Raw genomic sequence first — 14,495 nt, 5'->3', positions numbered from 1 at the left:
TCCTGGCATAAGTCAGGAGAGGGGGAAGGGGTTGTGGGGTTGGGGGTGAGGAAAGGGCAGGGACGGGGGGCTGAGGAGATACTAATTTTTAAGACCACCAAAATAGTGGGAATATGGGGATAAAAATTGCTCAGCGAAATTAACGGAAACGAATATCAATTTGACTGCAGCGAGGCATCTACGCCGATATTGGAAATCCTTCTCTGCCCCCGCGACCCCGGTAAAATTCACGCCGGGGGAAGCGGGGGTAAGCTGGAAGAGGAAAAAGGGGTTTCGGGGGATGGGATTCTTCTCTTTATGCAGAAAAGTTATTAGATAAATGAAATGAACTGCCGCTCCACATGCAATACCGCAATCCCGGACCCGCTACGGCGCACCGGAGCGGGGATTCCGTGAACGGCGCGGCCTTCCCCACGCCGCGCGGCCAGGCCCCGCTCCGCGAAGGTGCAGGTGTAGACAGATGATCGAGTGCACTCCCACAGGGCAGGCCGCGGGGGATTCTGATTCCGCGAAAGCGCGCTATAGCACAAATTTCATCGCTCGCCCTCCAATTTCCTATACAATAGACTCCTGGAAACGGAAACCTTCGGCAAGGACTACGGCCCGGAGCGGAAGACCCAAATGCCCGGGTTCCATGCCGGAGCAGGAGTATCATTAAGCAAACGAATCTTTCACGGAGGACTGCCGCATGGGAATCAAAGCGAAATTTCACGGTCCGGCGTTCGCCGGTTTGGAAAACCGCGAACGGTTGAGCGACGCGCAAATCGATGCGCGGGCCCGGGATCTTCTCGGCCGGCTCACGTTGGACGAGAAAATTAAAATGATGTCGGGGGACGAACCGTTCTGGCCGGGAATGGCCGATATGCTGGGAGGCGGGTACGCCGACCATCCCTGGGTGGCGGGGGCCGTGCCGCGGCTCGGCATCCCCGGCGTACGCTTCGCGGACGGTCCGCGCGGGGTGGTCATGGACGGCGGCACCACCTTCCCGGTTTCCATGGCCCGCGGCGCGACCTTTGATCCCGGTCTGGAAGAACGGGTCGGCGATGCGATCGGACGCGAATTGCGCGCGATGGGCGGAAATTTCTTCGGCGGCGTGTGCATCAACCTGCCCCGCCACCCGGCCTGGGGCCGCGCGCAGGAAACTTACGGCGAGGATCCCGTTCTGCTTGGGGAATTCGGAGCCGCCCTGGTGCGCGGCGTACAAAAGCACGTGATGGCCTGCGCCAAGCATTATGCCTTAAACTCCATGGAAAACGGCCGCCACCGGGTGGACGTGAGCATCGCGCCCCGAGCGCTGCACGAACTCTACCTGCCCCATTTCCGGCGCGCCGTGGAGGAGGGCGCGGCCTCGGTCATGAGCGCCTACAACAGCGTCAACGGCGAATGGTGCGGGCAGAATCCCGCGCTGCTCAACGATATCCTCAAGCGGCAGTGGGGCTTCGGGGGCTTCGTGATGACCGACTTCATCTTCGGCATGCGCGATTCCAAGAAGGCCGCGCTGGCCGGGCAGGACGTCGAGATGCCCTTTGCCATGATCCACAACCGCCACCTGAAAGAATTGGTGGAGAACGGCGAAGTGCCCCTCGAGCGGATCGACGACGCCGCGTTGCGGGTCCTGCGCCAGCAGATCCGCTTCGCCCAAGGCCGCGACCCGAAGGATTACCCGCTCGACATCGTCGCCTGCGAAGCGCACCGCCAGCTCGCCCGCGAGGCGGCGGAAAAGGCGATTGTCCTGCTGCAAAACGAAGGCCCGCTGCTGCCGCTGAAAAACGTGAAGAAGCTGGCGGTGATCGGCCGATTGGCCGCCGAGCCGAACACCGGCGACGGCGGTTCTTCGAACACCCGCCCGCCGTATGTGATCACCCCGCTCGAAGGCCTGCGGGAGGCGCTCGCAGGCCGGGCGGAAATCGTCTACGATGACGGAAGCGACCCCGCCCGCGCGGCGCGGGCCGCCCGCGGCGCCGACGCGGCGGTGGTGGTCGCCGGGTATACCCACCGGGACGAAGGCGAGTTCACCTCGCCCGATTCGATCGCGGAGCTGTCGATCCTTTTTCCCCCGCCTGCTCCCGAGGAGGAGTCCATCGCCAAGAACATGCAGTTGAATTTCCGCGATCGGCGCGGCGACGCCGACCTCACGCCCACGGGCGGGGACCGCGACCGGTTGACCCTGCACCCTGAGGACGAAGCGCTGATCCTGGCGGTTGCCGCGGCCAATCCGCGCACCGCGGCGGCCATGATGGGGGGCAGTGCGATCTTCACCGAAAGCTGGCGCCGAAAGGTTCCGGCGATCCTGATGCTGTGGTATCCGGGGATGGAGGGCGGACGGGCCTTGGCCGGAATCCTGCTCGGCAAGATCAACCCTTCCGGCAGACTGCCCATGGCATTCGCCGCCCGGACCGAAGACCTGCCGCATTTTGACAAGAACGCAAAGGCGGTCACGTACGATTTGTGGCACGGCTACCGCAAACTGGAGCGGGACGGCAACCCGCCCGCCTTCCCCTTCGGTTTCGGACTCAGTTACACCACCTTTGCCTATTCGAACCTGCGGCTTTCGGATGCAGCGCCGGATGCGGGCGGCACCCTCACCGCCGTGGTGGACGTGACCAACGAAGGATCGATGGCCGGCGATACGGTCGTCCAGATCTACGCATCCGTTCCCGCCTCGCGGGTCGAACGCGCGCCGAAGGAATTGAAGGCTTTCCGCCGGGTCGGGCTGCAACCCGGCGAGACCAAGACCGTGCGGGTGGAAATCCCGGTGAAAAACCTCGCCTATTACGACGAACAGTCGGGCTGGACGGTCGAACCCGCCCGGTACATGTTGATCGTCGGCCAGCATTCGCTGGACGACCGGGCGCTGCAGGCGGAATTTACCGTCGCCTGAACGACGGTCCGTCCACGTTTCGCATAATAATCCGACAACCGCGCCCGGCGGGGATCCCGCCGGGCGCGGTTGTCAAACAGCCCCCGCGCCGGATGCCGGCCGAGGCCGAATCCATGCATTTGAAAAATCCGTCTACGGGGAGGAACTCTTGGACAGCAGCGACTTAATCCACAATTCGATCGCGATCTGAAATGTCTTTCCCGCGATGTTCCTGACGGGGCTGATCCTCGGGGTTCCCTCTTTTTGAAACACGGGCTCCTCCCGCAGCGCGTCGAATTCCTTCAGGATCGACTCATTCGCGGAACCCGCCCGCCCCAGTGCGGAAAACACCCTCTCGATCCTCGGCGCCATCTCCCCCTTCGTCAAGCCCGCCAGGGACAGGAAAACGTGTTCCAGGGAGAAGATCCCTTGAAAAAAAATCCAACCGGGCAAATCCGCGGAGGGAATTTTAAAATACTCGCGCATGCGGGCGCTGTAGCCTTCCGCTACCGTGTCCTTCATCAATTCCTTAAAATACGCGATGTTGGTTTTTTCATCCTTGTTCCGCTGGGATTCCCCCGACTGCAATTTTGGTTCCGTTCCGATCCGCCGAATGTCGTCTTGGTCAACGGACAACAGGAGACAGCGGCTTCCCGCAAGGGCGGTCAATTCCCCGCCGGACTCTCTAAGGTATTCCGCCAACGGATCCCGGGAAGAGGACAGCAGGAAGAACGCGTACGCGGAAAAGGAACCCTCATGCACAACCGCCGAATCCCACCAATGTTTAATCTCGAACGGCTCGCTGGAGTGAGGAAAACCGTCGTTGCCCGAACGCATGTTTCCTCCCGAATCTGTGTTTTTGCCCCTTAATCCTTCCATTGTACTGGATTCGCATAAAAAGACCAACGGCGTCCGATTCGGAGTTGGGGCTTGCGCGGCGGAAAGCGATCACCGTCTGCTACCACACGGCCTCGATGATGGCTCTCAGCTTCGGGCCGATGAAATCGTATCCCTCGGCGTTCAGATGCAACCCGTCGGGCATGATCGTTTCGTTCACGGCCCCATCCTCGTCCAACAGGTCCGGCCCGAGGTCCCGGTAAACCACATCGGTTCCGGCATATAAAGAATCCAACCGCCGGTTGATCCGATCGATCTTCGCGGGGTAATCGATCCCCTTCTCGTCGGGTTTGCGCGGGAACAGTCCGAGCAGGACGATCGTAGCCCGGTTGAGTTTCCGCCGCACGATCTCCACGATCTCCCGGATCCCTTCCACGATCGCCTCTTCGGAATCCTTATCCAGGTTGTTCGTCCCCCCCAGGAAAACCACCGCCTTGGGGTTGATCCCGTCGAGCTCGCCGTTCATCACCCGCCACTTGATGTTTTCCAGGCAATCCATACCGACCCCGAAATTCGCCGCGTGATACGCGGCGAAATATTTGTTCCACAAGCCGGGGTTGTCCTCCCACCTCCGGGTCAGGGAATCGCCGAGGAACACCAAGCGGACATCCTGCTTGTTCCTCAGGGCGAGGAATTGCTTGTGCTTTTCGAAATGATGTTCGTCGGTGCGCATCACCGGTTGCATCGGTTGGGACCTCGTCCGTTCCGCGGCCGGCCCGGCGGACCTTCCGCTACGGCCGATTTCCCCGCGCCCCCTTCTCGATCTTGGCCCAGGTGTCGCGCAGCGTGACCGTCCGGTTGAAGACCGGCCGGCCCGGCCCGCCGTCCGGATCGGCGCAGAAATACCCATTGCGCTCGAACTGGAACTTGTCGCCCGGCTGCGCCTCCCCCAGCGACGGCTCCAGCATGCAACCGGTGAGCACTTCGAGCGAGTTGCGGTTGATGATCCCTTCGACGTCCTCCCCCAGATCCGGCTGTGCGGCGGTGAAGAGCTGGTCGTAGAGGCGGACCTCGGCCGGAAGCGCGTTCCGGGCCGAGACCCAGTGAATCGTGGATTTGACCTTGCGCCCGTCGGGGGCGTCGCCGCCGCGCGTCGCCGGATCGTGGGTGCAATGGACTTCCAGCACCTCGCCCGTGTGCGGGTCTTTGATCACGCCGGTGCACGTCACCAAGTAGGCGCTGCGCAGGCGGACCTCGTTTCCGGGATGGAGGCGGAAGTATTTCGGCGGCGGAGTCTCGCGGAAATCGTCCTGTTCGATGTAGAGCGCCTTCGAAAACGGCACCTTGCGGGTTCCGGCGGCGGGATCCTCCGGGTTGTTGACCGCCTCCATCTCCTCCACCCGGTCCTCGGGATAGTTGTCGATCACCAGCTTGAGCGGCTTCAGCACCGCCATCCGCCGCGGCGAACGCCGGTTGAGGTCGTCGCGGATGAAGGATTCGAGCACGCTCATCTCGACCCAGCTGTCGTTCTTGGTCTCGCCCACCGAGCGGATGAACTCGAGGATCGCCTCCGGGTTGACTCCCCGGCGGCGCAGGCCGCGCAGGGTGGTGAGCCGCGGATCGTCCCAGCCGCGGACGATTCCCAGCTCCACCAGCTTGCGCACCTTGCGCTTGCTCATCATCGTGTGGGTGACGTTGAGCCGGGAGAATTCGATCTGGCGGGTGCGGAATTCGCCCAGCTGCTCGAGGAACCATTCGTAGAGCGGCCGGTGGATGATGTATTCCTGCGAGCAGAGCGAGTGGGTGATTCCCTCCATCGAATCGTTCTGGCCGTGGGACCAGTCGTACATCGGATAGATGTTCCACGCGTCGCCGGTCCGGTGGTGCGGCGCGCGCAGGATCCGGTACATCACCGGGTCGCGCATGACGATGTTGGGATGGGACATGTCGATCTTGGCCCGCAGCACCCGGCTGCCCTCGGGAAACTCGCCGCGCTTCATCCGCTCCAGGAGGTCGAGGTTCTCCTCCGCCGACCTCCCGCGGTACGGCGAATTCCGCCCCGGTTCGGTCAGCGTGCCGCGCGCGGCGCTCACCTCCTCCGGCGATTGGTCGTCGACGTAGGCCAGCCCCTTCTTCACCAAGCGCACCGCCCAATCGTACAGCCGGTCGAAATAATCCGAGGCGTAGGTCTCCTTGGCCCAGCGGATCCCCAGCCAGCGGGTGTCCTCCTTGATCGCCTCCACAAACTCCGTCTCTTCCTTGGCCGGATTGGTGTCGTCGAAGCGCAGGTACAGCTCCCCCCCGTAGGTCTTGGCGGTGTTGTAATCGATCCACCAGGCCTTCACGTGGCCGATGTGCATGTAGCCGTTCGGCTCCGGGGGCAGGCGCGTGCGCACGTATTGGAACCGGCCCGCGTTCAAGTCTTCAGCGACTTCCCGGAGGATGAAATCACCGGCTTCGGGTTCGATGCGGTTAGTCATGGCTTTACTCTCTCATGACCCCTCCCCTGCCCTCCCCAAATCTCCGAACCACGTTCGGGGATTTGGGGAGGGTAAGGGAGGGGCGCGCCGGATTATAACAAAGCCGTGGTATAATCCCGCCGCTTTCGCTGGGGATTCGTCTAGTGGTAGGACAGCAGACTCTGGATCTGTATGCCGAGGTTCGAATCCTCGATCCCCAGCCAAAAAACGGCCGGCGTCCGCCGGCCGTTTTTTATTTTTCCAAAACCGTCCCCGCGACCGCCTCGCCGCACAACGCAAGGCGGACGTTGCCCTCCGCCTCCCCCGAGAAAACCAAGGCCCGCAATTTTTCTTCCGCCAGGATCAGCCCGAGGATTCCGTCCACTTTGGAAAACATCCCCCCGGTGACGTCGGCGTGCGCCGACCCGGCCAACGAACGGGCGAGGCCCGCGCGGTCCGCGGTGCGGATCCGGGACCGAAGGATTTGGCAGGCCGGGTAATCCTCGAACACTCCGGTCTCGATCCCGGCCAGGAGGATTCTGCGCGGGTGAATCTGCTTGGCCAGGGCTGCGAACACCATCTCGGTGGAGGCGATTCCCCCGCCGCGCGCGCGGTCGAAGACCGCGTCGCCGTAGACCACGGGCACCAATCCCGCGTCGAGCGCCGCCTGCACGGCCGCGGCCGGCATTTCGAGAAGCTTGCCGTCCTCCAGGAGAGCGCACGAGGAGGGCGCGATGCGGACGGCCGGGACACCCGCCTCCGCCAGGGAGTCCATCACGATCCGGTTCAACCGGTCGGCGGCGGCTCCCACCGCGGCGAACCCGCGCCACTGCTCGGGCGTGCGCACGCCTTCGGCCGTGCCGTACTTCTTCGCCTCCGCGTGCCCGAAGGAGCCGGATCCGTGTCCGAGGACGATCCGCAATCCCGGCGTCTGCGATCGCGCCGCGGCGATTTCCCGCCCCAGGCGGCGGATCGTTTCCGGCCGCGCCGTGTGCGGCCGACTCTTGTCGGTGATCAGCGATCCGCCGAGTTTTAAAAAGACAATCTCCTCAGGCATACCGGGATTGTAGCACGCCCCCCGCCCCTTTTCCCGGCCGCACGTCGGGATTGGAAACAGCGCCGGGAGAATGGGATGAACGGCGGCCGCGCCGCGAATCCGATCCGGTCCTCCCGCAAGCCATCCCCGCCCCGGCCGGCCGCCGAAGGGGCCGAAACCGGTTTTCCCGATCCGTGATTTAATATCCGTCGGACTCAGCTTTCCCCTCCCTGCGGAAAAAACCATTGTGCTGGGAGACCGCGGGAAGGCATGCGGTCGAGGAGCGGGGAAACATGACCGTCATCACCTGCTACGGCGCGGCCGGAAAAATCGGCGGCAACAAAATTCTGCTCGAAGACGGCGGGACCCGGATCTTCTTCGATTTCGGGATCGACTTCGACGCCTGCGGAAAATACTACAACGAACTGCTCAGGCCGCGCCCGGCGCGCGGCCTGCTGGATCCGCTGGCCCTCGGGTTGATCCCGCCGCTTGAGGGGATCTACCGCCGCGACCTCGAACTACCCGGGCTGTGGGAACGGATCCGCGGCCGACCGGGCTACCGCGGCCTCGCCCGGCCCGGCGGGGAGCGGGCGGTCGACGCCGTGTTGATTTCGCACGCGCACCTCGACCACAACGGCGACGTTTCCTACCTGGATGAAAGGATTCCGGTCGTCGGCACGCGGACCAGCGCGGCGATCGCGCGGGCGATGCAGGTGACCGGACAGACCAGCCTCGAGCGCGAAATGGTCTACGCCGCCCCGCGGATCGACAAAGGCGGGATCCTCGGCTCGGGGGAAGCCTACCGCCTGCGGCCGCACTTCTTCGCGGACGGTCCGCTGGCCGGCGGCGGGCGGGAGTTTTGGGAGCGGGCCGGCGCCGGCGGCCGCAAGAAAATGGAATCCGCCCCCGCGGAAGCGTTTCGCGGCGAGGTCGGCCCGCTTTCCGTGCGCGCCTGGCCGGTCGATCATTCGATCCCCGGCGCGGTGGGGTACGCGGTTAAAACCGGCGCCGGCTGGGTCGGTTACACCGGCGACATCCGCTTCCACGGCCGGCGCGGCGCGCAGACCCGCGCCTTCGCCGAGGCGCTCGCCGCCCTGCGCCCGCGCGTCCTGTTGTGCGAAGGAACCCACCTGCAGCCCGCCGCGGACCGGATCGGCGAGGACCAGATTCTCGACCGGGTCGTTCCGATTCTGAAGCGCTACGAAGGCCAACTGGCAATCGCCGATTTCGGCCCGCGCAACGTCGAGCGCCTGCAGGTGTTCCTCGACGCGGCACGCCGGACCGGACGCAGCCTGCTGTTGCAGCCCAAGGACGCCTACCTCCTCCGCGCGCTGCACCGGGTGGAGCCGGAAAGCCACCCGGCGCCCGACGCCGGGCCGAACGTCGGCCTGTTCGACGATCCGAAGGCCGCCCCGCGCCCGTGGGAGCGCGAAACCCGCGAGGAGTGGCGCGCGCCGATCGTCCGTGCCGCGGACGTCTCTGAAAAGCCGGGCGAGTTCATCCTGGCCGACAGCTTGTGGGACCTGAACGACCTGCCCGATCTGGAGCGGATCTCCGGCGGCGTGTATCTCTTCTCCAACAGCCGCGCCTACGACGACGAGCAGGCGGCCGACCTCGAACGCCTGCGGGCCTGGGTCCGCTGGCTCCGCCTCGACCTGATCGGCGATCCGGACGATCCGAGTTCGCCCGCCCTGCACGCCTCCGGCCACGCCTGCGGCGAGGAATTGGCGGATTTCGTGCGCACGGTCAAGCCGGAGACGCTCATCCCGATCCATACCGAGCATCCGGAGTGGTGGGAGGGTGTTTTAAAAGGAAGCGGGATCGAAGTGCGGATTCCGCGTTATGGGAACGCGATGGCTGTTGGATAAGGAAGAAATTCGGATGCAATACCATCCATCGATCCCTTCCGACAGGCCGGAGGAACCGAATCCGGACCGGAAACATGATCCGTCACGCCGGGGTGGCATTCCGGCGGCGAGATCTCAAAAAGCAAAGGAGAAAAAACCATGACAACATCCGCGGAAAAGAAAAAAGGAAGCTCCCTCCTGCGCCTCTTGCTCGGATTGGGATTGCTGCTTCCCCCGACGATCGCCTGTTTCGGATCGCTGCTGCTCCCGACGCTGTTGACCTTTCTGACCAGTTTGACCCGGCTGCGGGATATCACCGCGATCGACGCGTCGCAATTCGTCGGGCTGGAGAATTTTTCTTATTTATTGGGGGATCGCCTCTTCCATTCCGCCCTGGTCCATACCATCGGGCTTTTGCTCGTGCGGATGCTGGTTGCGGCGCTGATCCCGCCGTTGTTGGCCGTGGCGGTCAACCGATCCGGGCGCGGCCTGCGCCTGTTGGTCCGGCTCCTGGCGACCGTTCCCCTGGCGCTCTTTGCGCCGGTATCCGCCGCCCTGGCCTGGGGAGCCGCGTTTGACATGCAAAAGGGGATCCTCAACCGGCTGGTGACCGGCCTCGGCCTGGACCCCGTCGCATGGATCAACACGCCGACATCCGCGTCTGCGGCTTTGTTCTTCCTGGAAGGCTTGATGACGGCCGGGATCGCCTGCGGAATCGGATTGCCGCTGTTCCTGGCCGCCCAGCGCGGATCCGGCGGTCAAACCGCATCCAAAACCGCGCGGCCGATGATCATCAGCTGGGTCGCCGGGCTGATCGCGGCCATGGCGCTTCCCTTCCCCGCCTTCGAAACCGCTTGGGTCATCTTCAAAGGCGGTCCCGTGAACGCGACCGAAACGCTGGGAACCTTCCTGTACCGCTCCGCATTCATCCGCTACAACTTCGGCATGGGTGCGGCGGCGGCCGTCATCCTCCTCGGCTTCATGCTGACGGCGGGATTGATCGTCGGAGTGATCTTGGCGGCCGGCAATCTGCGCTTGAAAACCGTCCCGCCGGGGAAACCGCCGGCGGCAACCGCCGCGGAAGGGACGCCTCGGGAGGGCAAGAAGGGGACGGCAATCCTGCCCGCCGTGATGGCCCTGGTCGTGCTATGCCTGCTGGCGCTCGGATTGCCGCCCCTCCTGCAGATTCTGACCACCGCCGGGAGCGGCCTTTCCAAAGCCTTCGGCCACGGCGGGATTCAATTCGGAACCATCCTCAACACGCTTCTCCCGTCCTTGCTGACCGTCCTGTTTCTTCAACTGCCGCTCGCCTATCTCGGAGCGCTGGGAATCGGCGCGGCGCGTCCGCTCGGCAAGCGGAGCGAGTGGCTGTTGCTGCCCTTCGCGCCCTGGCTTCTGGTGACGGTGTTCCCGCTCAGCATCGCGTTCTTTCTTTCGCTGAAAAGCGTCGGCGGATTGGATCAATGGACCACATTGTTCCCGCCGATCCGGATCAGCATTCCAGCCCTCTTCATCCTGACCCTGTTCTTCAAGGGTCAGGAGCCCCAATGGCGCGCCGCGCAAGCCGCGGGAAAAACCGGAGCGGCCGCTTTTCTCCGGGAGATGATCCTGCCGTCCCTGCCGCTGACGGCGCTGCTGGCCGCCGCGGCCCTGCTGGTGAACATGCAGGAATTGATCTGGCCGCTGATCAGCGTCAACCGCGACAGCTTAATGACGATTCCCGCGTTTCTGATGATGTTCGCAGGTCAATACGGATCGAATCTGGGCCTTGTCGCCGCCGCGAACGCCGTATTGGAACTGCCCATCTTCCTCGTCTTCTTCGCCGTCTTTGCGCTGTTTACTATTCTCTACCTGGACCGGCTGGCGATTACTCCGGGGGAATAGGAATCTTTCTCTCCGCGCACCGGGCGGACAAACACACGATGGACAACCCGCCGGACTGGGGTTGTCCATCGTTTTGTACGGCGTGGACATAGGCTGGAATCGGTTTCGCCTATTTCAGATATTCGAACCAGCTTCCGTTCCAGTCCCGATCGATGGTTTCTTGGGATTCGAAATTGATCTGCACATCCTCGCGGCCTTGGGCGGGATAATCGGCGTCGACGATTGCCTGGCGCAGTCTTCTTTGCAGAACCGCGTCGGATTTCAAGGCGTCCCGCAGTTGGTCGCTTTTCACGGCGATCCAAAACACAAGGAAGCCCGGATGAAGGACGTTGGCGCCGTAATGAAATACCTCAAAATCCTGCCCAACCTCGGCGGAGATGATCCCGCGGATTTTTCCCTCAAGAATTTGCGTCGTCCTCCCGATTTCGTCGATATACGCTTTGCGCGAAGCCGGATCCTTGCCCCACAACGGAGAATGGTTGGCTTTGTGAATAACCCCGAACAACTTGTCGACCGCATTGTCGCCTTCGCCCATAATCGCTCCCCGGCCCAAACAGCCGCGCGCCCCCGCCGGTTGCCGCCGCCGGCCGGCGCTACGCCGCCGAGAAAAACCGGCGGATATCCTGGATGGCTTCCGCCTTTTTGAAAACCGTCATGTGGTCGCAATTCGCAATTCTGCGGACCTCCGCACCGGGGATCAGCCGGCCGATCTCCAGGATGTGATCCTCCTTGATCATGTCGCGTTCCGCATACAGGATCCGCACCTGGGTGCGGATGCCGCGCAGGTCCTCGGCCGTCAGCCCGATGTCGGTCAGCATCAGGTTGAAGCGCATCCGCGCCTTGCGGGTGTTGAACCCCAGCCGGCCGAGGAACGTGAGGACATCCGCGGACCTTCGGAACAACCGCAGCCAGCTCTCCACGGTCCCCTCGGCGAGGTAGTTGGGCGAGATTGCCGCCAGCTTGGGGAACATCTCCGGGGCCTTCTGCGCCAGGTGCAGGGCGATGTTGCCGCCGTCGCTGTAGCCAACGACGAATGCCCGCGGGATGCCCATCGCCCGGCAGAAGGCGATCGCGTCGTCGGCGTATCCGCCGATGGCGTATTCCGCGTCCTCGGATTCGGTTTGGCCGTGGCCGCGGCTGTCGAGAGCGAAGGTGCGGTAATCCAGAAAGTGTTTGGTTTGATATTCCGCGAACAGCGCTTTGCTTTCCGAGTTCCCGTGCAGAAGCAGCACCGCGGGCCCCCTTCCGGCCTGCCGGTAGGCGATCCGCGCGCCCGGAACATCCGCGTACTCGGTCGTCCATTTGGCCATCATCACCCTCGCTTTCTCCGACACCCCGCCCCCGCAAACCCGGGAGGAAAATCCGGCGCGGACCAAACGCGCCGGCCGGTCCGCCGGAGGTTTCCCCTACCCGTCCGGCGGCGCCAACCGCTTTCTCGCTTGCCAATACTCCAGCTTTTGCACCCCGCCCAGGTCGAACGTCTTGGGTTCGAATCCCCTGTATCCCAACCGCTCGTACAATCCCCGCGAAGGAAGCGAGACGCTGAGCTCCACTTCCGCCAACCCCTTCTCAACCGCCCGGCCCTCCAGTGCGCGCATGATCCGCGCCCCGAGGACGGCGGCGCCGAATCCACCCAGCCGGATTTTTCAACCCCGACTATGCAACTTCGATTTCACACCGGTCTTCCTGCTTCTCGTTCTTCGTGCCGGGGCCGAAGTACTCCGCCCCGTCGAAAATTTTCGCGCTGAAGATTTGCAGGTAGGTGACGACATGGATCCCGCGGGCCGGCACGCCGACCTCGGCCGTCCATAGGACCCGGTAGACCTCGGCATTCTGGTCGTAGGGCGTTCCGCCCTGCCGCTTTCCGGCGGCTTCCCGGCCGTCGAACGTTACGCGGACGATCGCGGCGTCAAGGTAATCCCGGATTTGTTGTTCGGTGGCGGCCGACCAGCCCCACATCAAAATCAGCGGATGCCCAGCGGCGACTTCCATCCGCGGATCGTTGCCCATCAGCGTGCACATGGCCGGGACGTACACCGGGGCGAGATCCGCCGGGACGGATGGGGAGGCCGGCATCCGACCGCCGGATGCCGTCGGCATCCGCCCGGCGCTTTGGCAGGCGGATGGCGCGAGGAGGAGAAGGAGAACGATCGCGCGTTTCATGGCGGGCCAGCCGGAATATCCGCGCGGCCGGACGCCTTGATTGTATACCGCTTTCGGCGGATGGATTTTCCCGCTTGGCCAGCCTATCGGCGGCGCAATCCGCTCCAAGGGGCTGATAAAAAAAGCCCCGCTTGGGGCTTTTGAGCCACGGGAGGGAATTGAACCCTCAACCTATCACTTACGAAGCGATTGCTCTGCCGATTGAGCTACCGTGGCGGCGATCCCCACGACACGGGGACGGGCGGGATTATACCCGGCGGCGCGCCGTTCGTGAAGGACGGCTGTCCCATGGAACCTCAAAAAAAATTCCACAAAAGTCGCAGAAGACTAAATAATATTGCCCTTTGTGGTCAATCTACCGAAGATACCTTTACTAGCCCCTGTGCTTTTTGTGTCTTTTGCGGCTATCCGCTCCCCCTCATCCGCCGCAGGCGGCGGGTGTAGGCCAGTTCCATCAGCCGGTCCGCCAAGCCGGGAAACTGGGCGGTCAGCCAGGCGGCCGGAGCATAATACCAGGGGATCACGACGCAGCGCCTCGGACGGCGGACGAGATCCGCGATGCACTCGCCGACTTTTGCGGCGGGAATCGCGATGGCCAGCGAGGAGGGTTCCACCGCCCCGGGGAGCCTTCCGCTGTGCCGGCCGAATTCGGTCCGCACCGGCCCCGGGCAGAGAAGGCACACGCGCACGCCCATCCCCCGCGCTTCCCGGCGCAGCGCGTCGCTAAATCCGTTCATCCCGAACTTCGCCGCGCAATAGATCGACGAAGTCGGCATGCCGATCAACCCGGAGACGGAGGAGACGTTGACGATCGTTCCCGACTTGCGCCGGATCATCGCCGGAAGCAAAGCCCGCGCCAGGAGGATCGGAGCCGTCAAGTCCAGCTCCAGTACAGGCCGGATGTCGGCCTGCGGATCGAGGTCCTCCAGGAAGCGCATCCGCCCGGCGCCGGCGTTGTTGACCAGCACATCCACCCTGCCCTTCCAGGCCAGGGCGTCCGCGGCAATCCGCTCCGGCTCCCCCGGCGCGGTCAGGTCGCCGGGGACAACCAGCGCCTCCGCGCCGTTCCGCCCGGCGCGGATCTGCTCCGCCAACGTGGTCAGCTTGTCCGCGCGGCGAGCGGTGAGCACGACGTGCGCTCCGCGTTCGCCGAAGGCTCTTGCGGCGGCTTCCCCGATGCCGGAGGAGGCGCCGGTGACGAGTGCGACGATACCTTCGAGGTCAGCCATGTCTATTGTCCGTTCCGGGGGTTTCCGCTCCGCTCCCTCCCCCCCCAATCATCAGGGATTAAGTTCCGGATTATTATCTCCTCAGCCCCCCGTATCCGCCCTTTCCTCACCCCCCACCCCCACAACCCCTTCCCCCTCTCCTGACATAAGTCAGGAGAGGGGGAAGGGGCCAGGGGATAG

General features: G+C 63.9%; 12 protein-coding genes and 2 tRNA genes. 4 read left to right on the top strand and 10 right to left on the bottom strand.

Annotation, left to right across the window (positions count from 1 at the left end; all coding sequences use genetic code 11):
- The first annotated feature begins 688 nt into the window (after positions 1 to 688).
- Positions 689 to 2,881 carry a glycoside hydrolase family 3 C-terminal domain-containing protein gene (locus JW929_06500; protein ID MBN1439044.1) on the top strand — a complete coding sequence of 731 codons (2,193 nt, stop codon included), beginning with the start codon at positions 689 to 691 and terminating at the stop codon, positions 2,879 to 2,881.
- Between the two features lie 132 nt (positions 2,882 to 3,013).
- Here JW929_06500 and JW929_06495 read toward each other — a convergent pair whose 3' ends face one another.
- The 3 genes from JW929_06495 to JW929_06485 form a co-directional block, all read right to left on the bottom strand.
- Positions 3,014 to 3,697: a hypothetical protein gene (locus tag JW929_06495; GenBank protein ID MBN1439043.1), complete on the bottom strand. Its 684-nt coding sequence runs from the start codon at positions 3,695 to 3,697 to the stop codon at positions 3,014 to 3,016.
- Positions 3,698 to 3,818: 121 nt separating this feature from the next.
- On the bottom strand, positions 3,819 to 4,442 hold the full coding sequence (locus tag JW929_06490) for a hypothetical protein (GenBank protein MBN1439042.1): 624 nt from the start codon (positions 4,440 to 4,442) through the stop codon (positions 3,819 to 3,821).
- 46 nt (positions 4,443 to 4,488) lie between these two features.
- Entirely contained in the window at positions 4,489 to 6,177 is a 1,689-nt protein-coding gene (locus tag JW929_06485; GenBank protein MBN1439041.1) for a glutamine--tRNA ligase/YqeY domain fusion protein, read from the bottom strand.
- A 129-nt stretch (positions 6,178 to 6,306) separates the two neighbouring features.
- Here JW929_06485 and JW929_06480 point away from each other — a divergent pair.
- Positions 6,307 to 6,380: transfer RNA gene (locus tag JW929_06480), tRNA-Gln, on the top strand.
- 29 nt (positions 6,381 to 6,409) lie between these two features.
- On the opposite strand, the gene JW929_06475 is transcribed toward JW929_06480, so the two are convergent.
- Positions 6,410 to 7,213 (bottom strand): hypothetical protein, encoded by an 804-nt coding sequence (locus JW929_06475; protein MBN1439040.1) that lies wholly within the window; start codon positions 7,211 to 7,213, stop codon positions 6,410 to 6,412.
- Between the two features lie 272 nt (positions 7,214 to 7,485).
- On the opposite strand from JW929_06475, the gene JW929_06470 reads away from it, so the two are divergent.
- On the top strand, positions 7,486 to 9,060 hold the full coding sequence (locus tag JW929_06470; GenBank protein ID MBN1439039.1) for an MBL fold metallo-hydrolase: 1,575 nt from the start codon (positions 7,486 to 7,488) through the stop codon (positions 9,058 to 9,060).
- Positions 9,061 to 9,198: 138 nt separating this feature from the next.
- Positions 9,199 to 10,923, top strand: a complete 1,725-nt coding sequence (locus JW929_06465; protein MBN1439038.1) for a hypothetical protein — start codon at positions 9,199 to 9,201, stop codon at positions 10,921 to 10,923.
- Between the two features lie 109 nt (positions 10,924 to 11,032).
- Here JW929_06465 and JW929_06460 read toward each other — a convergent pair whose 3' ends face one another.
- From JW929_06460 to JW929_06435, 6 genes are all read right to left on the bottom strand, one after another.
- On the bottom strand, positions 11,033 to 11,458 hold the full coding sequence (locus tag JW929_06460) for a hypothetical protein (GenBank protein MBN1439037.1): 426 nt from the start codon (positions 11,456 to 11,458) through the stop codon (positions 11,033 to 11,035).
- A gap of 58 nt (positions 11,459 to 11,516) precedes the next feature.
- A complete protein-coding gene (locus JW929_06455) occupies positions 11,517 to 12,236 on the bottom strand; it encodes an alpha/beta fold hydrolase (protein MBN1439036.1) in 720 nt (239 codons plus the stop codon).
- A 93-nt stretch (positions 12,237 to 12,329) separates the two neighbouring features.
- The gene (locus JW929_06450; GenBank protein MBN1439035.1) at positions 12,330 to 12,521 is read right to left on the bottom strand and encodes a hypothetical protein; all 192 of its coding nucleotides are present in this window, start codon (positions 12,519 to 12,521) and stop codon (positions 12,330 to 12,332) included.
- Between the two features lie 58 nt (positions 12,522 to 12,579).
- Positions 12,580 to 13,086 (bottom strand): hypothetical protein, encoded by a 507-nt coding sequence (locus JW929_06445; GenBank protein MBN1439034.1) that lies wholly within the window; start codon positions 13,084 to 13,086, stop codon positions 12,580 to 12,582.
- A gap of 143 nt (positions 13,087 to 13,229) precedes the next feature.
- Positions 13,230 to 13,302 (bottom strand) — tRNA-Thr (locus JW929_06440).
- A 188-nt stretch (positions 13,303 to 13,490) separates the two neighbouring features.
- Positions 13,491 to 14,315, bottom strand: a complete 825-nt coding sequence (locus JW929_06435) for an SDR family NAD(P)-dependent oxidoreductase (GenBank protein MBN1439033.1) — start codon at positions 14,313 to 14,315, stop codon at positions 13,491 to 13,493.
- Positions 14,316 to 14,495 lie beyond the last annotated feature (180 nt).

This window comes from Anaerolineales bacterium (genome assembly GCA_016928575.1).
Taxonomy (GTDB): Bacteria; Chloroflexota; Anaerolineae; order Anaerolineales; family RBG-16-64-43; genus JAFGKK01.
The sequence above is the reverse complement of the archived record's forward strand: the minus strand, read 5'-3'. Positions and strand labels throughout refer to the sequence as shown.